Consider the following 23,289-nt stretch of genomic DNA (forward strand, 5'->3'; position numbering starts at 1 on the left):
TTTCACCAACAACAAAACGCTATAGCTTGTGCCAAGCAACGGCAAAATATAGGTATTAGCCAAATTTAAAAATCCGAACTACTGCGTCGCCGGGTTGCTTTTTAAGTCTTCCTGAAACTTCTGCAGTTGCTTGTCTATCTGCTTTTTGTCACCTACTACCACCAGCGTCATGTCGCTTGGCCGGATGTATTTTGCGGTGGTTTCCTGCACCTGCTGTGGGGTAACGGCATGTATATTCTCGACCTGGTTTGTAAGGAAAGAGTCAGGCAGGTCGTGCAGGTCCAGGAAGTTAAGCTGACCGATAATGCCACCTGGTGTGGAATTGCGCAGCACAAAAAGGCCGGCTTCATAGTTCTTAATGCCTTGCAGCTCTTCTTCTGACGGTGGTTCTCTGCGGAGCCTGTTGATTTCATACATGATCTCCTTCAGGGAATTACCGGTATGCTCCGTGGTCACATCGGCCACCTGCGACCAGTCCCCCACCTTGTAACGTGTCGCGATACTACTGGAAGGAGAGTACGTGTAGCCTTTGTCTTCCCGGATGTTGCGGGTAATACGCGAGCCAAAAGAGCCGCCCAAAAGGGAGTTCGTGATGCGAAGGGGGATATAATCAGGATGCGAAGGGTCCACGACCGGCAAGCCTAAAACAATAGTGGACTGCGGCGCATCGGGGCGGTCAATCACAATCATGTCTGATTTTGCAACCGGGTCCGCAACGGGTATTTCGGGTTCCGGTCCTCTTTGCATCTGGCTGAGTGAGGAGGTAATAGCTTCCTGCATGGCACCGGCATCAAACTTTCCGGCCACATACACATCTGTGCGTGCAGCCCCAAACTGCTCCTTGTAAAAATTGCGCACCTCTTCCAGGGTGAAGGCATCAATCTCTTCGTCAGTAGGCAGGTCGCGGCCATAGGGATGGTTAGGATACAGCGCACCCCTGAACTTGCTCTGCGCTTGCGTACCCGGCTGTGCACGCGCCAGGTTCATCTGCCGCTTAAAGTCATTTTTTATACGCTCCAGCTCCGAATCCGGGAAAGCAGGCTGCTGCAGGATGTCTGCCATCAACCGCACCAGTTCAGGCCCATACTCTGAAAGCGCATCACCATATATAAAAGTCTGGTTGGGCCCAATGCTGATACTTAAGGCACCTCCCATTCTGGCCACCTCTTCGGCAATTTGCTTCCCGTTGCGGGTGGCGGTCCCTTCCTCCATCAGCTTGCCTACAATATCTGCAAGGCCGTTTTCATTCTCATCTTCGTGTACGTTGCCTGCCTCTACCACCATATTTACCGTTACCTTGGGTATGTCACCAAAAGGAACCAGCGTAGCCGATACGCCATTGGGTAAGGTGAACTCCTGCTTTTCCGGCAAGGTAAAGTTGCGCGGAGCTCCTCCCTCCGGCGGTGTCTGTTTTTGTGCTGTGGCAGTGGTGGTACTGCATGCCACCAGCACAGCTATAGCGAAAGAAAGTAATTTATTCATAGTCTGATACCTTTAACTCTGTGCCTGTGGATTAACAATTAAAACGGTTCGGTTGGTTGGGCGGAGATACTCCTGCAGTGTTCGCTGCATGATCTCCGGCGTTACCTTCCTGAACTCCGCCTCCAGCTCGTTTATGCGTTCCGGATCATCATCGAACAGCGCAAAAGTTGCCAGTAGGTCCGCTTTCCCGAAACCATACATGCCGCCCATCTGGTCATAGAGCGAGGAGCGCATTTTTACGATAGCCAAATCCAGCTCCTCCTGGCTGACGCCGTTCTCCTGCAGCCGCTGTATTTCCTGGTCCAGCACACTGACGATGGAGTCTGCTGCCACGTTTTCATCATGTATCAGGCTGCCCATCCAAAGCATCGGTCCGTTATAGTTAAACATGTTCCCCAGAAAGGCATTGATGCCGCCATCTACGGAGCCTGCGTAGCCACGCTCCTGCACCAGCGCCTGGTACAGGCGGCTGTCGTTGCCCTGCAACAGGATCTGATCCAGCAGGCCCATGGCATAATACTCCGGCGTGTTCTTTTCCGGCATATGGTACGCAAAAGCCAGGGCCGGGCGGTTCGCCAGCTTATCGTCTTTTGTAAAGCGCTGCTCTTCTTCCTGCCGTGGCTCTTCCAGGTTGGGTATAGGGGGCACCTCGGCCGACTCTATATCTCCGAAATACTGCTGAACCCAGCTTTTCGCCTGTTGCGTATCAAAATCGCCTACCACTACCACTACGGCATTATTAGGAGCATAATACGTGTCGAAGAAGGATTTCACATCCTCCAAACTGGCTGCATCCAGGTCTTCCAGGTCGCCGTAAAAGTTGTGGGCATTATACCAGTTCTTGTTGGCGTACTGGGGCATATCGAGCCAGGGAAAGCCGCCGTAAGGTTGGTTCAGCACGTTTACCTTCACCTCGTTTTTCACCACGCCCTGTTGGTTGACCAGGTTCTCCTGCGTGATATTGAGTCCCCTCATCCGGTCTGCTTCTGCCCAGAGCATGGTCTCCAGTTTATGCGCCGGCACAATTTCAAAATAGTTTGTGAAGTCAAACCGGGTGCTGCCATTCAGCACACCTCCGTTTTTCTGCACCAGCTGTATAAACTCCATCTTGCCCAGGTTATCAGATCCCTGGAACATCATGTGCTCAAATAAGTGAGCAAAGCCGGTGCGGTCCTTTGGCTCTACCCGGAAGCCAATGTTGTAGTAAACAGCCACCGTTACAATAGGCGCTGTTTTGTCAGGCGACAAGACTACTTTTAACCCATTGTCCAGCTTGTAGTATTCTACAGGCACTTCAAAACCCGTAACGGCATTATCTGAAGCTGTAGCAGGCGCAGGCGTTTCAGAAGTAGCAGTGGCAGTATCGGTGTTGGATACCGTTGGGGTTGTTCCCTGGCTACAGGAGGCAAGCGCCGCCCCCAGCACCAGCGAAAACAAGGAATACCGTAGCGTTTGCAGGTGAAACATGTTTAAAACCATAGAAAACTTGATTAAGGTTAGCACTTTGATTCCTATTGATACACAGCCTTATACGATGGAATTAGATATTAACATAAATAATACCATAGAATTAATTCAAATAGTATTAGTTGCACTTAATTGAACTGAATCAGACTGTACCTACCCTCACCCCCTCCAAGGTTATTACCCGGACACACGGTTCTCACGCATCAGGTTATTTACCCGGAGCACAAAGGAGGTAGATTTTCAACCTGCGCGGGTTTGAAAATTCTTAAAAGACGAGGCTGGCAGGCAGAAGCCGCCGGCACTACCTCAGGCGCATTTCCCACACCTGCTTCACCCTGTAGGATTATCCGTATACAGCTTAGCCGCAGCTGATACAGCTGTGACGGATTACATCTTGACTGGATGATGTAACATGGATACACCAAAAGAAATCATGTATAACCAGAACAGTATTGTTATTGTCACTATCCTGTTTTTCCTGATCCTGCTGGCGCATGAAGCAGGTTACCGGTTGGGCCACTATTACCAGAGCAAAACGGATAGGGATGTAAAAACGCAGACCAATACCATACAGGCGGGTACCCTGGGTTTGTTAGCGCTTATACTTGGCTTTACCTTTAACATGTCGCTGCAACGTTACAACAACAGGAGCCAGTCCGTTATACACGAGGCAAACGCCATCGGCACTACCCTGCTCAGAACCCAGCTCCTGCCACAGCCCTATGATACCGTGACCCATGCCCTGCTACAGCGCTACATTAACCTGCGCCTGGATGTGAGCAACACAGATGATGTCTCGGTTATAGAGAAACCACACCTGGATGATGAGACAAAGAAACTTCAAGGCGACATCTGGATAAACGCAGTAAAGGCGGCGCGCATTGATCCGCGGCCCGTGACCACAGGCTTTTTTATCACCTCGCTGAACAACATGATTGATGCGCAGGGGGAGCGTAACGCCATGCTCCAGTTGCATGTGCCGGAGGTGATTCTGTTTCTGCTGTTTATCGTTTTTATCATGTCCGGGGCCTTGATGGGCTATGGCAGCGGCCTGGGAAGAAGAAGAACCTTTATCCCTGCCATGATGATGACGTTCCTGATTTGCCTGGTGGTCTTCATCATCATCGACCTCGACAGGCCCAAAAGAGGCATTATCAAAATAAACCAAAACATCATGTTCCAGCTGAAGAATGATTGAAGGGCGTAGCGCTATATTATCTATCGTTGCCGCGGCTAAGCGTGAGTTGAAGGCGCTTACAAACACTCTTCTGGTAAATAAAACAGCCGCTGCTTAAAGGCAACGGCTGTTTTATTTAAACCATCAGGTATTAATAGTATCTATCCTGCAGATAGCTTCTTCTATTTGAATTGAGCCTGCTGTCTCCGGAGTTGCGCCGGTCACTGCCAAACCTGCTCTTTCTTTCGTCGTCGTCTGTTTGATTGCTGTCGCCACCGAAGTTTCGACCTTCGTAGCGGGAGTTTCTGTTGTAGTCTCCTGCCCCGAAATAATCGTCCCGGTCATTCCCTGCCCTTCCGTAGTCACTCGTATCGTACGTGCCATAATGGTCAGAGCGCCTGTTGCTGTAGTCCCGGCTTCTGTCCCGGTCTCCCCTGTACCCGTCCTGGTCTTCTCTGAAATCATTCGGGTTGTTGCTGTATCTGTCGCGGTTGAAATTACCGATGTCATTCCGGCTTCGGCCCTGGTCACTCCACTGGCTACCGGAATAGTCTCCGTAGCCGCGGCCTTGTCCCCTGCGTCTCTCGTAGGAATCTCCCATATTGCCTTCGTGGTATGTGTGATCCATCCGGTACCCGTTGTCGCCCTGACGGCCTCTATGGCGCTGATAATCCTGCTCGAAGGTATCTGTTAAGTTCTTGGCGCTGTGGTAATGTCCATCATTCCTGTCGTAGTCTTTGTACCCGCTGTAATCATGTCCGTAGTCGTCGCGATCATAGCGGTTTCTGTCTCGTCTGTCCATAGTTTTTCATTCGGTTTTGTTACAAAATGCTTTCCTATATAAACGATTACCCACATTTCCGGTTTTACTACTTACAACCAGCTTCCCCCGCTGGCACTGATATAAAACTGGCCAGAAATTTAAATTCGCGCCTGGTAAGTATACAACTCATAGTACCTGCCCTTCTTTTCCAGAAGCGCCTCGTGCATGCCTTGCTCTGCTATGCGTCCCTGTTCTATCACCAGTATCTGGTCGGCCTGGCGGATGGTGCTGAGGCGGTGGGCTATCACGAAGGTGGTGCGCCCCTGCATCAGCGTTTTCAGGCTGGCCTGTATCAGGCTCTCGCTCTCCGTATCCAGGTTAGAGGTCGCCTCATCCAAGATCAGCACACGCGGGTCGGCCAGCACGGCCCTGGCAATGGCGATGCGCTGCCTCTGGCCACCCGACAGCTTGACTCCGCGCTCCCCAATCAAGGTGTTTAGCCCATCCTCAAAACGGTCTGTGAACTCCTGCACATGGGCTGCTTTCACGGCTTGCATCAGCTGCTCTTCTGTGGCATGCGGGCGGGGGAAAAGGATGTTGTCTCTGATAGTACCTTCAAACAGGAAGTCGTCCTGCAGCACCACCCCCAGCTGGCTTCTGTAGCTCTGAAGGCTTATCGCTTGCAGATCGTGGCCATCTACTGTAATGGTGCCGCTATCCGGGTTCAGGAAAGAGGCGGCCAGTCCGGCAATGGTGGTTTTTCCTGAGCCGGATGTACCTACCAAAGCGGTGACCGAACCGGCAGGAGCTTTAAAGCTGATGCCTTTCACCACATCTTTCCCTGTTTCATAGGCAAAAGACACTTTGTCAAAAATGATATTGCCATGAATATGCTCCAGCTCCAGCGTCCTTTTTCCGTCCTCGCTTTCCAGCGGCGTATTCAGAATTTCTTCGGTACGGTCGAGCCCGGCAAAGGCTTCTGTAAATTGGCTCCCGATGTTGCTCATCTGCACGATAGGCGCAATCATAAAGCCCAGGTAAAGGGTAAAGGCAAGAAAATCCCCGAAAGTAAGATCCCCGTTCATGATCAGGTAACCGCCTATCCCCATAATTCCTGCTGAAGCAAGACCCAGCAACAAAGTAGCCGCACTGGTAACAAAACTGGTGGTAACCAGGCTTTCCTTCACATTCAGGAAAAGCCGGGTGACGCCAGCCTCAAATATTTTAATCTCCTGCGCCTCCGCATTAAAGCCTTTTATAACCCGCACGCCGCCCAACGTCTCAGTCAGTCTGCCCGTTACCTCGGCATTAATCACACCGCGATCTCTAAAAATCGGCCTTATTTTTCCGAAAGCTTTCAGGGAGATGACACCAAAAACTGCGACCGGAATCAAAACAAAACCCGTCATCAGCGGACTGATCACGATGAGCAGGACCAGGCAGATAAGAGAGGTAAGCACCCCGCCTATCATTTGAGCAAATCCTGTCCCAACGAGGTTTCTCACCCCTTCCACATCCGTCATAATCCGTGAAACCAGCTCCCCGGTTTTTGAATTATCGAAGAAACGGATAGGAAGCTGGATAATATGCCGCTGCACCTTCGCCCTTAGCTGCGAGATAAGGTGCTGTGCTTCTACGCTCAGTATTTGTGTCAGGGCAAAGGACGTGACGGACTGAATAACAATAGCTACCGCCACTGCCAGTATCAACCACTTCAGTAGGGTCATGTCTCCGTTCGGGATAACATCATCGATCAGGTACTTGCTGGCGCCCGGCAAAACCAAGCCTGCCAGGCGGCTTATGACGATCAGGACCAGCCCGATGGAAAGATACTTTCTCCTGGGCCATATAATGGTTTTGAAAACCTGGCCTACCGTTACGTTTTTAAGTTTTTTTGATGGCGACATGTATAAAGAAAAGACAACGATTATAACCGCTGAGACACAAATTTGTTTGCCTCCCTTAGAGCACTTGCCCCGAAGTATTTCAGCACGGAAGGGAGAGGGTTTAGCTTTGGTGTAAGGGCTCTTATAATTCGGGTAATTTACTACAATTATTTTCTCCACACATGAAAGTTGTTCCTGCAGGCAGCGGCGCTGGTGAGAATTGGCAGTTCATGCCTGTCCCCTCCACGCAGCTTACCACTTAAGCCCAACAAAAAAAGCCCTGGCCAGCGATGCTGATCAGGGCTTTTTCATAATGTATTGCCCAGTGCTCATGCCTGCACAGGCAGTTTTGTTAAGCTCTACCTGTTTCTGACTTGGTTTGCTTTCGCAGATTGAGCAGGTTACCGTTTTCCGGCAGCGCCAGCATCGGGAGCTTCAGGTTCTGGAGCAACTTGGAAGTAACGCTGCTGTGGAACAGCTTATCCCAGAACTCCCTGTGCAGAACAGTAAAGGCAAGCAGGCTGGCCTTGTTTTCCCGTACATAGTTCGTAATTCCTTCGGCTATATCTTTGTTCTGGAGCTCCACAAAGTTAAGCTCAGCATCCGGAAACTGCCTCACCAGGCTTTCCTTGATGTATTCATCGTCTATATAATCTGGCTGACTTTCGCTCTTAACATGCAGGAAGGTTAACGAAGCATTCATCAGTTCCTTCAGCTGTAACAGCTGCATGGCAGTTACCTGGTCTCCATTCTCGAAGTCTGCTGCGTACACAATGTTTTGTATGTCCCCTATAGTGGCCCCCTCAGGTATTGCCAGCACCGGGCACAGGCCAAGTTTTGCGATAGCCTCTGTGGTAGTGCCGAAAACCTTCTCTTTGAAGTTCTTGGCGCCACCTGTCCCCATTACGACCAGTGTCACCGCAAACTCTTCTATTGCGTTATTGATCTCTCCTACTGCGTCTCCTTCTCTGATGATAGCCTGAACAGGAACCTGCCTGGTATCCATGTTTGCCAGAAGTGAATCTAATTTCTGTTGCGCCACTGTTTTGCTTTCAAGCGGTTTGCCGCTGTTAAAGCCGGGCACTATTGATTTCTTTTCAAAACTGTGCATCACCACGACCTCGGTATCTGATTGTGCAGCCAGGTCAACGGCATAATGCAGGGCACGGAGAGAGTTTTCAGAGAAATCAACTGGAACAAGTAGCGTATTCATATTTATATCGGTTTAGTGTGAAAACAATTAGGTTAATATTTTTTATCGTTTAATTACATTAACGAAAGTACATGACTTACTGTTTGTTGTAAATCAAAAATATCATCTCCTATATTGATATTCGTCATACACTACCTGCTGATGATGTTTGCCCGAAGCGTTGAATATTAATGTTCAGTTCAGGCACTGACGGTTGAGGATAGGCTAAGGGTTCTATCACCATATCATTTTCTGGCACTGCTTCCAGGGCAGGAGCAGGGAATTTGCAAGGGACAGGCTGAAGCTGTACTGCTTCGTTTTCTTTCTTTTCCGGCTCTTCTTCAAAACGCATTGTCAGGGCAAGGCCGCCGATTAGAACACCTAACAACAGTATTGTACCAATTAAAATAATAACTATCGCCATAGCCGGGACATGTGAAGCAGAGATTGTTAAACTTTATTTAAATATATATTATATTGTATATTTAAGCAACATTCTCTCCTCTAACTTATGCAACTGGTGTCTGCTACCTGGCAAACAATCCGCTAAAACAAAAATGCAGCACCCATCCAGAATGGGTGCTGCATTTTTGTTTTAAATATAGCTCAATGTACACACGCTACGTCTCCCGAACCCGGGACGCCAGCAACCTGAAAATCATATATAGCACAGCGAAAAAGACCATCGCTATCAAAGTCCAGAACTTCTTCCGGTTCTTTTCCTGCCAGAAGTCCCGCTCCGCCTCAGTTGTAGTCAGCCGCTGCCTTGTCTGGCTGTGCGCTACAAATTCACTGTTCAGTTCTTCAAGTAGCGCATCCAGCCTGTCTGTATCCTCCTGGTAAACGGTATCAGTGGTGTAAATGGGTTTGCATTCTGGGCAACTTAAAGTGCGTGCGGGTTGCGAAACAGCCAGTTCGCTTTCAGGCATCGGCCAGGGTACTAGCCTGCCGGGCACAATCGTTCTCTCTCTTTCTATGGCAGGAGGAACAAGCTGCGGCGACACCTTTGCCGGAAAATGCCTGGCAGCGTAAGCTTCCCCGTAATTCTTCCTGAACTCTGTATTCTCCTCCACATACTCAGCCAGCTTGTCCGGGTTTCTGTCGAAAAACTTCTCGGCCCCGCGTTGTGTGGCGCAGGAGCACAGCAGCACTAGTAGAAACGACAGTCGGGTGAGTTGCATCATGCTTATCTTTACTCAAGCAAAGCTAAGACACCGACAAAACGGCGCTCGCAACGCATTTCAGGGTTATGCTCCTGAACTGCCGCCAAACGTGTGTCGGGTATCTGAGAGCAAGTTCATGCTCCAAAGGGCTTTGGAAAGTTAAAATACTAATCTTATTGTATTTTATCTAATTCCTCTACGGTGAAAGCCTTTTGCCGGTCACTTAAACGCTGCCTTACTTTTGTCACCTCCCCGGCAGTAACCCCGCTCGCGTCATTTTGCCACGACTTCCGGATGAAGCTAAGCAGTTGCGCCACCTCTTCGTTGGGCAGGGTCTTGTCGTAACCGATACCCGGCATATCGCCATTTATTTCAGGAGCTTTATACAGGTGACCGTTCACTGTTACCGGGCCTGTCAGGCCATACAATACAATAGATATAAGCTTGTCTTTGTCGCCTGTTACCCACTCCGACTTGTTTAAAGGAGGTGCTAAGGCTGTTACGCCATTGCCGTCTGCACCATGGCACGTCTGGCAGGACCTGGCATACATTGCCGCCCCTATCGGAAACGCCTTTGCCAGTGCTTCCGGGTTCCGGCTTGCCTGGGCATTGCGCATGTTGGTGACCACCTGCTGCAGCTGTTTGTTGATGGCATAGGAAGTGTCAGGAGCAAAAGCCAGCACTTCTTTCTGAAAAGCCTCTTCACGCCCCTGCAGGTTGCTTATTACGGCGTCTGCCACATACTCGTTTGTAGGATAGGTTTTTACCAGCTGCTGTAACAGACTGTTTGCCGCCACCTCATCGTGGGGCTGGATCGAATTGGCAAGAAAAGCCACGTAGGGCGCTGCCAGGGTATCGTTACTGGCCACCAATTGCTCCAGCACCGGCACATACTGCTTATAGTTTGCCTTGTTCAGAACAGAGGGTATCACACTTAATGCCTGCATCCGGACAGGCCAGGCGGGCTGCTTTAATAGAGCAACAACATCTTCTGTTTTCAGGGCTCCCAATCCTTCCAGTGTCCAGAGCGCGTGCATCACCTGCAAAGGTTTATCTGTTTCTTTTACCGCTTGCCGCAAAGCTGGAATAGCCTGGGTAAAATTGCGGTCTATGATCTTTTGCTGTGCATTGTCGCGCACCCAGCCGTTTGCATGGCCCAGCATTTTCACCAGTTGCTCCGGGGCATCCGGCAGTGTCACCATTTGTGCCGTTTTGTTTTTTGGCACGACCTTGTAAATACGCCCATACCCTAAAGGCTGTGTCAGGTTCCGGAGCCCAATTTCATTCTTAAGATAAGTTGTCAGGTAGGTTTTGTGCTGAATGATACCTCGATACATGTCAACGATGTATAGTGCACCATCCGGGCCGTTGTACAGGTTCACTGGCCGGAAACGCTCATCCACACTCGCGATAAATTCTTTCCCCTGATACGCCTGCTCACCGCCAGTCACATACCCGTTTTCGCTCAGGATATTGCGTTTGATAAGGTTTCCGGCTGGTTCTGCCACAAAGGCATTCCAATCATATGCTTCCCCGAACAAATCTCCCCGATACACCACAGGTCCGTTGGCAGCAGTAAAGTTGACCAGGCGCAGGCTGTCATCCAGAACTCCTTCCATATAGCCCCGGTTCACACCGGGAGTCGGCCGGATGGGGTAAACTCTATTATTGGGCACTATTCTTTCGTTGTACCCGGCAACTCTGCGCTGGTTTTTATTTGCAGCCCCGAAACCCGGCGCAAAGTAGTCTCCCAACACGTTAGAGGGGTTGGTATTATAGTAAAGTCGTCCGTAATTATCCTGGGTAATACCCCACTGGCCCCGGAAATGTGTTGGTTCTATTACCCACTTATCCCCCACTTTGCGGTAGCGCTTTGTTGATTTAGCATTGTAGATCCAGTTGTCCATTGCCCGGTACAGCCCATTGGGCTGGTGCTCCACGTTGCCTCCTACCGCATAGGCATCATCTACCAATGTCTTTTTGCCTGGCTTGCCGTTGTTTATTTCGTAATACCAAAGGTATGGCGGCTCAGCCACCAGTATGCCATCATCAATCAGAGTGATGGCTCTCGGCAACACCAGCGAATCCAGAAACACTGTCCGCTTATCTGCTACGCCATCCTTGTTCGTATCTTCCAGAATAGCAATTTTACCGCTCGGGATATCCTCTCCGGTTCCTACCGTATCCGGCATGTAGCCCTCCATTTCAACTACCCAGATGCGCCCCTCATTATCAAATGTCAAAGCAACGGGGGCAGTAACGAGTGGCTCTGCGGCCACTATTTTCACTTCAAAGCCATCGGCCACCTGCATCAGGTTGAGCGACGCTTCCGGAGAGAGAACAGGAGATGAGTCCAGCGTAAACATGGCAGCTTCAGGTTTGCTTCCTTCCTCCGGAGTAGCTACAGCCTGTTGTGTATTTTTTGTTTTACTGCTCTGGCAGTACATTAAAAAACACGTCATGACCAGTAGAAGAAACAAATAAAGATTTTTTTTCATTTTTGAATAATTAAATTCAGTTTAGCTTGTAAAGCGACACCAGTTTCAGCATATAAGCAAAAATGGCATTCAGTAAAGCATTCACCAGTACTCGTTAAAAACACAACAACCTCCTTTAAGTTTGCTGTCAGAGCACTGCTACAGTACCATTGGTTTCATGCGCTTGGTAAGCAGGTGTATAATTAGCCAGGCCAGCAGGTAAGCGAAACCACAGATGATGAACAGGATATTATACCCTGCCCCAATGTTCCCAAGCAAGTCATAGTAATTCAGGAGCCACCCTACGAACAAAGGAAAGAAAGTAGAGGCTACTGAACCGGACATACCCCCGATACCTACCACAGAACTGACGGCTCTTTTAGGTACGATATCCGATACGATAGTAAAGATGTTGGTGCTCCAGGCTTGGTGTGCCGCCGCCGCAAGGCTTATGATACCTACAGCCACCCAAATGTCCGTAGCATACCTGGCCGTCATGATTGGCAACACCACAAAGGCAACAATAAGCAAGGTTGTTTTTCTTGCTTTCAGCACCGGCCAGCCCCGCTTTATCAGGTAAGAGGATAGGTAGCCCCCGCCAATACTGCCGAAAGTGGTTGCTGTGTAGACAACAGCCAGGGGCAAGCTTGGCTTTGTCAGGTCCAGGTTAAAGGTAGTGGCGAAATAGGAAGGCAGCCAGAACAGGAAGAACCACCAAATCGGGTCAGTTAACACTTTACCAACAATGAACACCCAGGTCTGGCGGACCTGGAGCAAGCGGCCCCAATTTAATGAACCTGCGGTTTCGGTAACAGCGGGCTCATTATCAATATGGATAAAGTCGTATTCTTCGGGCGTCAGTTTTTTATGACGGGAAGGTATTTCATATAAGAACCACCAGAATATCAGCCACACAAAACCCAGGGCACCGGTGATGATGAATGCTTCCTGCCAGCCGTACGCGCCCAAAATCCAGGGAACCAGAAGAGGGGCTGCTACTGCTCCGATACTGGTACCAGAGTTGAAGATACCGGTGGCAAGCGCACGTTCTCTTTTCGGGAACCATTCCGCTACCGCTTTCACAGCCGCCGGAAAGTTACCAGCCTCTGCTAAGCCTAGCAGCCCCCTCACAAGGCCAAAGCCCAGGGTACTGCGTGCAGCGGCATGTAGCATAGCCGCAATACTCCAGACAACTACCGAAATGGAATACCCAAGCTTTGTTCCTATCCTGTCGATGACACTCCCGAATATAACATACCCCACAGCATAGGAGGCAGAGAAAAACATGATGATGTACCCATAGTCGAGCTCCGTCCAGTTAAACTGCGCTTCGAGGGTCGGCTTCAGCAAGCCAATTACCTGCCTGTCGATATAGTTGATGGTGGTGGCGAAGAACAACAGGGCGCAAATGACCCATCGGTAATTGCCTACTTTCCCTTTTTCTACGTAGCCGGCCTCGGTGTCGCTTAGTTTCGTTTTTCCCATTGTGTTTGACTGATTTCTGTTGATATGGTATTAAATCTGCGTCTCTTGCTTTAGTAATACTATGTGCTAGCTGCCTGCTTTATCATTGGTCATCCTAAAATGCCTTGCTATCTACTTTTGAGTGACATCATGCAAGCGTTTTTTTGTCCCCCCTTTGAGGATTAGGCCCATTTTATTCTAGGAAATTCTCCCCTCGAGGGGAGTGAGAGGGGTGTTTACATTCCGGAAGTTATGCTTTTATAATGATATTAATAAAAAATCTGCACCCATTCACACCCCTGCGGTCCCCTCAAGGGGACAATTCACATTACAGCTTTTAAAAAGAAACTGCCCTACCTTTAAAAGGAACACTTTCGCAGCTTAGCAAAGCGACCTTATAGAATCGTGATAGGCACTTCTGCACCTTTTCTCTCTGACGAGACATAGCCAGCGTATATAGTGGCGATTACGTCGGCGGCCAGGCTGCTATTGCTTTCTACCGGCTCGCCATAGGCAGCCGATTTGTAAAAGGCATCCATCTCATGCTGATAGCCGGCAAACCAAGCCTCGTCCGGTGACATAGACGACCAGCCTTGCTTTGTTTCTGTTTTCTCCACTATATACACATCTTTAAAATGCTGCTCGGCCGGGGTATAGGCCTGCATGGCATTGTTAGGATGAATATTACAGATAGTGCGGTGGTTGCTGGTATTTACTTCGATCCAGTTATGAACTCCGCCTAACACCAGTTCGCTGGCAAATACATCTGCGATGGTGCCGTCTTCAAAAATAACATGCAGCATGGCAAAGTCTTCGATGTCTTTATAAGTTGTTCGCAGGTGGCCTTCGTCCTGGTAACCCGGCATGCGCGTGATGGCATGCGTTCGCGCGGAAATAGCCTTTGGCCGGATAGGTTTCCCATTGCGTGCGCGGCCTTCCACGTGTTTCAGGTAGATGGCCGCCGACAGAGGATGGCAGCCTTTCCCGATCATGGAGCCGCCACCGGAAAGTTTCCACTGCCCATAAGCCAGGGAGTGCGAGCCTGAATGTGATTCTTCGCCATGCATCCAGATAATCTGGGCTCCTGATTTCTCCAGCACTTCCCGTTCTTTCTGTATGGCGGGGGCATATACCCAGTTTTCCGCATACATGATGATACCTTCACTCTCCTTCTCCGCCTCCAGCATTCTGCTGATGCTCTTCAGTGTTTCTTCCAGTCCCTCTTCCCGTGAAAAGGTGTCTCCGCTGAAATCTTCACTCCCATCGCCGAAGTAACCGGTAAATGGCTTCTCCACGATAACATGCTTGTTCAGCTTTAAAGCCGCTACCACAATAGGTTCGTGCGTGACAGGCGGAGTACAGACATGAATGACATCAGACTGTTCCATCAATTGTTCCAGGCTATCAAAAGCCTTCAGGTTCCGCTCTTTTGTAAAAGCCTGCAGGTTTTCTGGTGAAGGTGAGTATGCGCCTGCTATTTCCACTTTGGCACTGAAAACACGCTGCAGTGCCTCATAATGAAATTTAGCGGCGAAGCCGGAGCCAACTATTCCAGCCCGTACAATTTTCTTTTCCATAGCGTATGCTTTTCTGTATCTGCTTTACTTGTTATAAGTCTAAAAATGGCGCGAACGACTTAGCTCTTTTCTGCTACTTTGCGGCCTTCAACCGTTTTATTAGTAGTGATGCAAGTTGCGCATTGGTCATGTATCAAACTTAACCCACCCCTGCCCCTCCGAGGAGGGGAATTACACAAGTAGGAAAAACTCCCCTCCTCGGAGGGGCAGGGGTGGGTTAACACTACCAGGTACTTTTCATCCGGTTCTGAGCAACGCGCTTGATTTGCACTGCCCGGCCAGAGGCCGCACCATACGCATCATGAGCCAGGGGACACGCGATATGTTTCTCTCGCGTTCTGCTTTAGAAAGTGAAATAATTCCTGGCGTTATTGTAGCAGATGTCCTGCACCATCTTTCCTACCCATGGGATATCTGCTGGTAACAGGCCCTGTTCTATATCATCGCCAAACATGTTGCACAACAGCCTTCTGAAGTACTCATGCCTGGGGTATGACAAAAAGGAGCGGGAATCTGTGAGCATACCGATAAAGCAGCTGATAAGCCCCATGTTGGAAAGTGTATTCATCTGCTCTTTCATGCCGTCTAATTGGTCCAGGAACCACCAACCGGAGCCGAACTGTATTTTGCCTTTTATGCCGGCGCTCTGGAAGTTGCCCGTCATGGCGGCGAAGGCAGCATTATCGGCAGGATTCAGGTTGTAGATAACGGTTTTAGCAAGCTTGTCTTCTTTCTCCAAGGCATTGAAAAAGGCAGTCATATTCATTGCCTGCGGATAATCGCCGATGGAGTCGTAGCCTGTATCGGGACCGTTTACCTGCAGCATGCGGGTATTGTTGTTGCGCAGCGCACCCAGGTGGAACTGCTGCACCCATCCCTTTTCGTGATACATTTTGCAAAGCTCCATCAATAGCAGGCAAGCGAACTCCTGCTCATGCGCAGCAACCTCCTGGTCGTTGCCATCCAGAACGGCGGCAAATACTTTTTCCAGCTTTCCGCTGCTGGTACTGCTAAAAGGCATGAACGACAGTCCGTGGTCTGAAACCCGGCAACCGTTGGCGTGGAAAAAATCCACCCGCTGCTGCAGCGCTTCCAGCAAGGTATCTATACTGGAAACAGTTATTCCGCTTGCTTCGGAAAGCTTTTGTAGATATCCTCTGAAAGCCTCTCCTCCTGCTAAATTCAGCGCCTTGTCTGGCCGGAAAGAGGGCAGCACCTTTACATTGAAACCCGAAGCGGCTATCTGCTGATGATACTCCAGGTTATCGATTGGGTCGTCGGTTGTGCCTACCATTTCCACTCCAAAGTGCTGCAGCAAGCCTTTAGGGGTGAACTCTGGTTTCTGTAACATACCGTTGCAATGGGCATACACCTCTGATGCGTTCTCCTCTGTGAGCAATTCTGTCACGCCAAAGGGATTTTTCAGCTCCATGTGCGTCCAGTGGTACAGCGGGTTGCGCATAGTATAAGGCACTGCTTTGGCCCAGGTTTTGAACTTCTCTTCGTCTGTGGCGTCGCCGGTAATGTACTTTTCTTCGATTCCCAGCGTGCGGAGGGCGCGCCATTTATAATGGTCTCCCGCCAGCCATATTTCCGTCATGTTGGCATAAGGCTTGTTCTCCGCAATGGCCTTTGGGGACAGGTGGCAATGATAATCGATAATGGGCAGTTCCCTGGCATATTCATGGTAGAGCAGCCTGGCTGTTTCTGTCTGCAACAGGAAATCTTCACTCATAAAACCGTTTTTCGGCTGTGAGTACCGACGCTCTGCGGCAGCGGGTACTATCAGTTCATTTTCGTTCATGGGAGTACTGCTTTAGTTATTAAAAATCGTTTTTTCTATACCCATCTCCAGGCCCCGCAGTTCTGCCAGTCCCCGCAATCTGCCAATGGCGGAATAGCCGGGGTTGGTGACTTTGTGCAGGTCATCGAGCATCTGGTGGCCATGGTCTGGCCGGAACGGGATAGGCTTTTCTCTTTGTCTGTTAATGGAAACTAGTTCTTTCATCACTGCATACATGTCCACATCGCCCTCCAGGTGGTTAGCCTCATAGAAGTTTCCATATTCATCCCGCTGTGTGCTTCGCAGGTGCACAAAGTTGATGCGGTCGGCAAACTGCCTCACTATACCGGGTAGGTCATTGTCGGCCCGCACCCCGAAAGAGCCGGTGCAGAAGCACAAGCCGTTGCTCAGAGATGGGACCGCCTGTACCAGGGCCTCCACATCGGCGGCAGTGCTTACCACCCTTGGCAGCCCCAAAATGCTGTAAGGCGGGTCATCGGGATGAATCACCATTTTCACACCGGCTTCCTCTGCCACCGGAACCACCTCCTGCAGGAAGTATATCAAGTGCTGCCGCAGTTTGTCTGCATCGATGCCTGCATAGGTATCCAGGGCCTGCTGAAACTGCTCGACTGTAAAGCTTTCTTCGCTGCCGGGCAGTCCTGCAATGATGTTTCGTTCCAGCAGCAACTTCTCTTCCCCATTCATTTCACTGAACCGCTGCTTTGCCCTCTCCAGGTCCTGCGCTGCGTAATCGTTCTTCGCATCTTTTCGCTGGAGTATAAACACATCAAAGGCAATAAAAGCAGCCATTTCAAAGCGCAAAGCCTTTGAACCGTCTTCCACTGTATAGCCCAAGTCTGTCCGGGTCCAGTCCAGCACCGGCATGAAGTTATAGGTGACGATGTAAATGCCACAGGCAGCCAGGTTTTTCACCGACTGCTTATAGTTTTCGATGTATGTTTTAAAGTTGCCGGTTTGTGTTTTGATGGCTTCGTGCACCGGTACGCTTTCCACCACGCTCCACACCAACCCGTTACTTTCAACTTCATTTTTCCGCTTTTGAATTTCCTCCACAGGCCATACCTCCCCATTTGGTATATGATGCAGGGCCGTAACAATGTCGGTGGCGCCGGCCTGCTTGATATCCTGTAAGGAAACCGGATCTTTAGGTCCGTACCATCTCCAGCTTTGTAACAGTGGCATATTTTCTGATTAGATTAGATGTTATAAACCTGGATAAACCTACACGCCGCTAAAAGCATTGAAGCCGCCATCCACTAAAATCGTTTCTCCGCTCACGAACCGGGACGCATCGCTCAAAAGGTAGATAAGCGTACCTGTCAGTTCCTCGGGTTTTCCAAGTCGGCGGAAGGGCGTATTGTCGATAAACTTCTGCGCCCTGTTAGTATAACTTTCGTCCGGGTTCAGGAGCAGCGTTCTGTTCTGCTCCGTCAGAAACACACCGGGTGCAATGGCATTCACCCGCACGCCATCGCCGTAGCGCTGCGCCAGTTCCACGGCCATCCATTGGGTATATGCCTCTACTGCCTTTTTAGCCACGGTATAACCTAGTACCCTGGTCAGTGGGCGTTGCGCCGTTAGCGATGAAATGTTGACGATGGAGCCTTTTCCTTTTTCGGCGATGACTCTGCCGAATACTTGTGTCGGGATAACGGTGCCGAACAGGTTGAGGTCTACTGCTTTTTTGGTGTCTTCAATTTTGGTATCAAACAGGTTCTGGTCCGGCATAACGGTGGCTCCCGGAATATTGCCTCCGGCAGCGTTCACCAGCCCGTCAATCGTTCCCCATGCCTCCAATATGGCTTCTTTGGCTGACTGCATCTCCTTTTCATCCAGCACGTCGCCCAGCACCGCCATGGCCTCTCCGCCTGCAGCTTCTATGGCAGCCACCCGCTCTTCGGCACGTTCCCTGTTGCGTCCCAGTATGGCCACTTTGGCACCAGCCTGACCTATGGCAAGCGACATGGCTTCGCCCAGGATGCCGGTGGCGCCTGTCATCACGATTACTTTGCCTGCTAATGAAAACTGTTCTATTCCACTCATGTGTTGTTTTATGTTTTATGTTTATCAGGCCTCGCCTGAATTTGTTTTGATGCTGTGCAACGCATGTAAAGCTTTAAACCTGCCCCTCCGAGGAGGGGAATTTTACTCTCGCAGATATTTACCTCCTCGGAGGGGCAGGAGTGGGTTCATTCATCTTAACTTAAGGTTTTTGTTCTATCTACCTCACAATCGATTGCAGCAGGAGTAGAAGTTTCTGGCCCTACTACTCCCTTATAAATTCTTTTCGTTTAATAATTAACAGTTGAAGCCAAAGCTTTACTAGATTCCCGTTTAATCAGTTCTATAGGGGTAGTAAGAGAAATAAAGCTTCTGCCAGGCTTTACGTTTTGCCGCACTAAATCCATGATAAGCCTTGCAGCCTGCTCCCCCATCTCATAAGGAAACTGTTCAACTGAAGTAATAGACGGCTGAACAATCTGCACACGCGGATCATTAGAGTATCCTGCCAGTTTCAGATCTTCGGGTATGCTCAGCTTCAGCCTGTTGGCATATTCCATCACGGCGATGGCAGTGGTGTCGTTGCTTGTGAAAAATGCATCCGGATAGGGCTCCTCCGCAAACAACACCTGGCAAGTTTTCAGCGCATTTTCATGCGTTAACTCATGAAAGAACACCAGACTTTCGTTTAAAGCGACCTTGTATTTTTTCAGTGCGTCCTGGTAGCCGGCATAGCGCTCACTGTACAAGCTACAGCTGAGGGGGCCACTGATATGCGCAATTCTGCGACAGCCCTGCTCCAGCAAGTGGAGGGTTGATTTGTAAGCTCCCTGGTAATCATCGCCTTTAATTTTATGGGCAGAGTATCCTATTGGTACTCTGTCATAAAACACCAACGGAACATTAGCCTTCGAAAAAACATCGAACGGTGAAAAGTCTTCCGTATATAGCGTGGTTGAAACTATCAGCCCCTCCACGCGCAAAGCATGCAGTACGCTTACAAGCTGCTTTTCCAGCACCGGCGATTCATTTGACTGGAAAATCATCAGATTGTAGTCACACTTCTGCAGCTCATTCTGGATGGCTGTGATAACCGCTGATTGAAAATACATGGATATCCGGGGCACAATCAGCCCAATGATATTAGACTTGCTTTTGCGAAGGCTGGATGCCATGGCATTCAGCTGGTAGCCTGCTTTATCCACCGCCTGCTTTACCCGCTCCTTCGTTTCCTCGCTAACATGCGGATGGTTACTCAACGCTCTTGAAACAGTAGAGGTAGACACTCCCAGTTCACGGGCTATATCTTTTAGTCTGTGCTGCGATTGTCTGCTCATGTTTACACTACCACTGTCCGCTGGAATCATGTTTGCATTTAATTATATTGAATTTTATTCTCACCCATGGCACGTAAAGCGGCACAAGTAGCACAATAAAAAGCGCCATCTAAGCTAATGCATTGACTATCTGTTTTTTTGCAGCTGCCTTAACCATTTAAGAAACAGCGTGCTGTTCCTGCTTCTAAGCTACAGTCCTAAGAATTTATAAACTATAACTTAAAAACCAGACAACTCAACTTACCTGCTGGTTTCGCAGTTCACTATTACCAGATGAACCGCCCTAGCTTGCCACTACGTCCTGCTTCGCATCGTCGAAGGTAACGCGCTTGCCTGTTTGCATGGCTACCCGCGTCATGATGTTGGCGACAGAGTGGTTGTAACCAGCCTTTACGGAAGCATTTGGCGTCTGGCGGCTGCGAACGCACTCCATCCAGTTGCGCATGTGCAGTGAGGTCATTGGATCTCCGCCTGTATTGGCGTCTGTAGCAACTTTTGTCTGGTCAGGCAGGGTATAATCCTGCAGCAAATTAGCCTGCATGCCCATGTCGTCCGCCTGGTTTTTAGTTAAGCCACCCTCCGACGTAATTTTGTTAGTGTCCAGGTTCATCATACCGCCATTAGAATAGTATAATTCCTTCACGCCACCGGCTGAATTGCTGAAGCGGGAAGAGTATACCACCTGGAAACCTTTTGAGGCATCATCTGCCGGACCATAATCAAACACAGCTGTTAAGGTATCGGGGTTTTCACGTCCATCATTCCACATGTATATACCGCCGTTGGCCGCCACACTGCGCGGATGGTCCAGCCCCGTAAACCAATGCACAGTATCTATCTGGTGCGACATCCACTGCCCCGGAATGCCGGAGGAGTAAGGCCAGAACAAGCGGTACTCGAGGTACTTCCGCGGGTCCCAGGCCACTTTCGGCCGGTTCATCAGGTAACGGTCCCAATCCGTGTCTTCCTTCCGGATTTGGCTCACCAGTTCAGGTCTCCTCCATCGGCCCGGCTGGTTCACGTTCCAGGTCATCTCTACCATTTTGATGTCTCCAAACTTACCCGAATTGATGTATTCGTTAGCGGCAATGTAGTTGGGAGCACTACGGCGTTGCGAACCGATCTGCACAATTTTACCGGTCTCTTCTACCGCTTTGAGTATGGCGCGGGCATCTTCCATGGTTTCTGCCATCGGCTTCTCCAGGTATACATCCTTTCCGTTGCGCACGGCTTCCACGCCCATCAGCGCATGCTGGAAATCAGCTGTGCTGATAATAACTGCATCAATATCCTTTTTAGAGTACAGTTCATCATTGTTCCGGTACTTCTTAAGCTTGATGCCATGCTTTTCCTTTACATAAGCTTCTGCCTCGTCGCGGCGGCGGTTCCAGATATCGGAAACCCCCACAAACTCGAAATTCAGTTCTTTTGCATGGTTCATCATCGCCGGGTATAAGGAATGTTTGAATCGATCAGAGAAGCCAATAATCCCGACTCTTACCCTGTCGTTGGCACCCAGAATTTTCCCGTAACTTTTGGCGCTAAAGCTCATTCCCATTACAGACAAGCCAACTGTTCCCAGCACAGCTTTCTTGATAAAGTCTCTCCGGTTATTATTATCCTTGTGATCCATTCCTTTGTTCGTTATAGTTTGAACATTATTTAAAATCCATTTCAAAACTGATTTCTGTTTTCGTAAAACCAGTATTGAAGCCCGCTATATTTTCGTGTAACTTATATCTGAAAGAAGCCTCGCTTTTTAACTTCCTGGCACTTTCATAGCACTACAATTCTTTGATTTTAATGCTTCTGAACGCTACATTGTTTCCATGGTCCTGCAGAAGGATATGACCTTTCTCTGCCTCTCCAAAATTTTCCCAGTTTTTGTATTTACTCTGAGCCACTAAGTTGCGGAACTCTTCAGACCCTCTTTCATACTCCAGCACTTTTATACCATTCAGCCAATGCTCTACCGTGTTATCCGGTTTCACTACCAGGCGCGCCTGGTTCCATTCACCGACAGGCTTCAAAAAGCGGTTGTTTTTCTCAGAAGTTTTCAGGTCATATAAGGAAGCAATCGTACGGTTCCCGTCCCGGCCCATTTTAGCATCCGGGTGCTTTTCATCGTCTAGCAACTGGTACTCCAGGCCGATGGCAGACGCGTTTTCTACATTTTCTTTTTCAGTGACAAAATATTTGATGCCGCTGTTAGCGCCTTCTGTCAGTTTAAACTGAACTTGCAGGTCGAAAGCATCATATTCTTTCTCTGTCACAATGTCTCCGCCGTTCACCGACTCGCCGCCGCCTGATTCCAGCACTTGCAGTTCACCGTCCTGCACTTTCCAGCCACCTTCCGGAAACTTATCTTTATAAGCCCCTCTCCAGCCTTCGGTCGTTTTGCCGTCCCAGAGCAGGCTCCATCCCTGTTCTTTCTCCTGTTCTGTTAGGGTGTTCGGCACAAGGTTTACCACAAAGGCGTCATGGCCTTCGCGGTGCTCCAAGTCTGAAGTTTTGATGCGGATATTCCGCCATTTGATTTCTTTTCCGGCGTCTTCGGCATTTCCAATCGAATGCACCTGCAGGGCTATAAGTCCGCTGGGCGTCATATCATCCACAACGGCCGCAACCGGTACATCATTGATCCAGGTTTTGATCTTGTTGCCGATGGCTTCGATCCGGGCCTTATTCCACTCACCCTTCTTAAAAGCCGATTGGGCATCCGGATTCAGCGAAAGCGGGTACAGCCAACCGCGCCTTGCCTCGTCATATATTCCACCGGTCCACTTCCTGTCGGACGGGTCCAACTCAAACTGATAGCCATGGACACGGCCATCCATCACAGTTGGGTCTGAAATACTGCGGAACTGTACGCCACTATTGATGTCGTTATCCAGCATTACCTCAAACTCGAGGATATAATCCCCATATTCTTTGTCGGCAGCAAGAAAGCTGTTGGGTGAATTCATGGTGGTTGTTCCGACAATGACCCCATCCTCTACTCTATAGGTGGCACTGCCGTTTACCTGCTCCCAACCGGTCAGGTCCTTGCCGTTGAATAACTGTGTCCAGCCATTCTCCTGCGTAGCTTCTGTGCTTTGTGCAGTTTCGGTAGTCTGCACAGTTTCATTACTTCCTGAGGCGCACCCAAACTGGATGCAGGTGACAGGAAACAACATTAGCAAGAGGGGCAAATGACTTCTTTTCATTGTTTTTATGTTTTAAATGAATATAGTTCAAGGGTAGCGCAGGCTATATTAAACCGACACACGTAATAAGGTGTCCGATATTTGTTTTCAGTTAAGCCTAAGTAATGAAAAATAAATTTGGAATCGATTGCAGGCTTAGCAAAAAAAATATGCTCCTGCCTTAGATTATGACGCCTCAATTAAATAGTGAGTAATCAATTCTTTCTATAATATTGAAAGTTAATTAAATATTTTAATTCTGCAAATTATTTTCGGCTGCAATGATAGCTTTTAAACGTGGCTGACACCTG

The 23,289-nt window shown here is 49.4% G+C and carries 17 protein-coding genes; 1 reads left to right on the top strand and 16 read right to left on the bottom strand.

Features of this window, described 5'->3' with window-relative positions; all coding sequences use genetic code 11:
* Nucleotides 1-78 precede the first annotated feature (78 nt).
* Complete coding sequence (locus tag E1919_RS08630) at nucleotides 79-1,482, bottom strand: M16 family metallopeptidase (protein ID WP_162052949.1); 1,404 nt, start codon at nucleotides 1,480-1,482, stop codon at nucleotides 79-81.
* A gap of 12 nt (nucleotides 1,483-1,494) precedes the next feature.
* Complete coding sequence (locus E1919_RS08635) at nucleotides 1,495-2,949, bottom strand: M16 family metallopeptidase (RefSeq protein ID WP_162052950.1); 1,455 nt, start codon at nucleotides 2,947-2,949, stop codon at nucleotides 1,495-1,497.
* Nucleotides 2,950-3,361: 412 nt separating this feature from the next.
* Here E1919_RS08635 and E1919_RS08640 point away from each other — a divergent pair, with 412 nt between their 5' ends.
* Nucleotides 3,362-4,147, top strand: a complete 786-nt coding sequence (locus E1919_RS08640) for a bestrophin-like domain (RefSeq protein WP_237144176.1) — start codon at nucleotides 3,362-3,364, stop codon at nucleotides 4,145-4,147.
* A 130-nt stretch (nucleotides 4,148-4,277) separates the two neighbouring features.
* Here the strand turns inward: E1919_RS08640 and E1919_RS08645 are convergent, their stop codons facing one another.
* From E1919_RS08645 to E1919_RS08710, 14 genes are all read right to left on the bottom strand, one after another.
* On the bottom strand, nucleotides 4,278-4,928 hold the full coding sequence (locus tag E1919_RS08645; RefSeq protein WP_162052951.1) for a hypothetical protein: 651 nt from the start codon (nucleotides 4,926-4,928) through the stop codon (nucleotides 4,278-4,280).
* Nucleotides 4,929-5,047: 119 nt separating this feature from the next.
* Nucleotides 5,048-6,796, bottom strand: a complete 1,749-nt coding sequence (locus E1919_RS08650) for an ABC transporter ATP-binding protein (RefSeq protein ID WP_162052952.1) — start codon at nucleotides 6,794-6,796, stop codon at nucleotides 5,048-5,050.
* A 331-nt stretch (nucleotides 6,797-7,127) separates the two neighbouring features.
* Nucleotides 7,128-7,988, bottom strand: a complete 861-nt coding sequence (locus E1919_RS08655) for a universal stress protein (RefSeq protein WP_162052953.1) — start codon at nucleotides 7,986-7,988, stop codon at nucleotides 7,128-7,130.
* A gap of 124 nt (nucleotides 7,989-8,112) precedes the next feature.
* Nucleotides 8,113-8,391 (bottom strand): hypothetical protein, encoded by a 279-nt coding sequence (locus E1919_RS08660; protein ID WP_162052954.1) that lies wholly within the window; start codon nucleotides 8,389-8,391, stop codon nucleotides 8,113-8,115.
* 196 nt (nucleotides 8,392-8,587) lie between these two features.
* On the bottom strand, nucleotides 8,588-9,151 hold the full coding sequence (locus tag E1919_RS08665) for a hypothetical protein (RefSeq protein ID WP_162052955.1): 564 nt from the start codon (nucleotides 9,149-9,151) through the stop codon (nucleotides 8,588-8,590).
* Between the two features lie 152 nt (nucleotides 9,152-9,303).
* Nucleotides 9,304-11,628 (bottom strand): DUF7133 domain-containing protein, encoded by a 2,325-nt coding sequence (locus E1919_RS08670; RefSeq protein ID WP_162052956.1) that lies wholly within the window; start codon nucleotides 11,626-11,628, stop codon nucleotides 9,304-9,306.
* 138 nt (nucleotides 11,629-11,766) lie between these two features.
* A complete protein-coding gene (locus tag E1919_RS08675) occupies nucleotides 11,767-13,092 on the bottom strand; it encodes an MFS transporter (RefSeq protein ID WP_162052957.1) in 1,326 nt (441 codons plus the stop codon).
* 374 nt (nucleotides 13,093-13,466) lie between these two features.
* The gene (locus E1919_RS08680; RefSeq protein ID WP_162052958.1) at nucleotides 13,467-14,648 is read right to left on the bottom strand and encodes a Gfo/Idh/MocA family protein; all 1,182 of its coding nucleotides are present in this window, start codon (nucleotides 14,646-14,648) and stop codon (nucleotides 13,467-13,469) included.
* Between the two features lie 343 nt (nucleotides 14,649-14,991).
* Nucleotides 14,992-16,452, bottom strand: a complete 1,461-nt coding sequence (gene uxaC / locus E1919_RS08685; protein ID WP_162052959.1) for a glucuronate isomerase — start codon at nucleotides 16,450-16,452, stop codon at nucleotides 14,992-14,994.
* Between the two features lie 12 nt (nucleotides 16,453-16,464).
* On the bottom strand, nucleotides 16,465-17,637 hold the full coding sequence (gene uxuA / locus E1919_RS08690) for a mannonate dehydratase (protein ID WP_162052960.1): 1,173 nt from the start codon (nucleotides 17,635-17,637) through the stop codon (nucleotides 16,465-16,467).
* 39 nt (nucleotides 17,638-17,676) lie between these two features.
* Nucleotides 17,677-18,498: an SDR family oxidoreductase gene (locus E1919_RS08695; protein ID WP_162052961.1), complete on the bottom strand. Its 822-nt coding sequence runs from the start codon at nucleotides 18,496-18,498 to the stop codon at nucleotides 17,677-17,679.
* A 248-nt stretch (nucleotides 18,499-18,746) separates the two neighbouring features.
* Nucleotides 18,747-19,793 carry a LacI family DNA-binding transcriptional regulator gene (locus E1919_RS08700; RefSeq protein WP_162052962.1) on the bottom strand — a complete coding sequence of 349 codons (1,047 nt, stop codon included), beginning with the start codon at nucleotides 19,791-19,793 and terminating at the stop codon, nucleotides 18,747-18,749.
* Nucleotides 19,794-20,076: 283 nt separating this feature from the next.
* Nucleotides 20,077-21,426: a Gfo/Idh/MocA family protein gene (locus tag E1919_RS08705; protein ID WP_162052963.1), complete on the bottom strand. Its 1,350-nt coding sequence runs from the start codon at nucleotides 21,424-21,426 to the stop codon at nucleotides 20,077-20,079.
* Nucleotides 21,427-21,577: 151 nt separating this feature from the next.
* Nucleotides 21,578-22,912 carry a 3-keto-disaccharide hydrolase gene (locus tag E1919_RS08710; RefSeq protein ID WP_237144178.1) on the bottom strand — a complete coding sequence of 445 codons (1,335 nt, stop codon included), beginning with the start codon at nucleotides 22,910-22,912 and terminating at the stop codon, nucleotides 21,578-21,580.
* Nucleotides 22,913-23,289: the final 377 nt, after the last annotated feature.

The sequence above is a fragment of the Pontibacter pamirensis genome (genome assembly GCF_010015475.1).
GTDB classification, from domain to species: Bacteria; Bacteroidota; Bacteroidia; order Cytophagales; family Hymenobacteraceae; genus Pontibacter; species Pontibacter pamirensis.

Coding starts and splice junctions, on each gene's coding strand:
- E1919_RS08645 (WP_162052951.1), bottom strand. CDS start 4,928: ATGGACAGACGAGACAGAAACCGCTATGATCGCGACGACTACGGACAT.
- E1919_RS08680 (WP_162052958.1), bottom strand. CDS start 14,648: ATGGAAAAGAAAATTGTACGGGCTGGAATAGTTGGCTCCGGCTTCGCC.
- E1919_RS08650 (WP_162052952.1), bottom strand. CDS start 6,796: ATGTCGCCATCAAAAAAACTTAAAAACGTAACGGTAGGCCAGGTTTTC.
- uxuA (WP_162052960.1), bottom strand. CDS start 17,637: ATGCCACTGTTACAAAGCTGGAGATGGTACGGACCTAAAGATCCGGTT.
- E1919_RS08670 (WP_162052956.1), bottom strand. CDS start 11,628: ATGAAAAAAAATCTTTATTTGTTTCTTCTACTGGTCATGACGTGTTTT.
- E1919_RS08695 (WP_162052961.1), bottom strand. CDS start 18,498: ATGAGTGGAATAGAACAGTTTTCATTAGCAGGCAAAGTAATCGTGATG.
- uxaC (WP_162052959.1), bottom strand. CDS start 16,452: ATGAACGAAAATGAACTGATAGTACCCGCTGCCGCAGAGCGTCGGTAC.
- E1919_RS08655 (WP_162052953.1), bottom strand. CDS start 7,988: ATGAATACGCTACTTGTTCCAGTTGATTTCTCTGAAAACTCTCTCCGT.
- E1919_RS08705 (WP_162052963.1), bottom strand. CDS start 21,426: ATGGATCACAAGGATAATAATAACCGGAGAGACTTTATCAAGAAAGCT.
- E1919_RS08630 (WP_162052949.1), bottom strand. CDS start 1,482: ATGAATAAATTACTTTCTTTCGCTATAGCTGTGCTGGTGGCATGCAGT.
- E1919_RS08700 (WP_162052962.1), bottom strand. CDS start 19,793: ATGAGCAGACAATCGCAGCACAGACTAAAAGATATAGCCCGTGAACTG.
- E1919_RS08640 (WP_237144176.1), top strand. CDS start 3,362: ATGGATACACCAAAAGAAATCATGTATAACCAGAACAGTATTGTTATT.
- E1919_RS08675 (WP_162052957.1), bottom strand. CDS start 13,092: ATGGGAAAAACGAAACTAAGCGACACCGAGGCCGGCTACGTAGAAAAA.
- E1919_RS08635 (WP_162052950.1), bottom strand. CDS start 2,949: ATGTTTCACCTGCAAACGCTACGGTATTCCTTGTTTTCGCTGGTGCTG.
- E1919_RS08665 (WP_162052955.1), bottom strand. CDS start 9,151: ATGATGCAACTCACCCGACTGTCGTTTCTACTAGTGCTGCTGTGCTCC.
- E1919_RS08660 (WP_162052954.1), bottom strand. CDS start 8,391: ATGGCGATAGTTATTATTTTAATTGGTACAATACTGTTGTTAGGTGTT.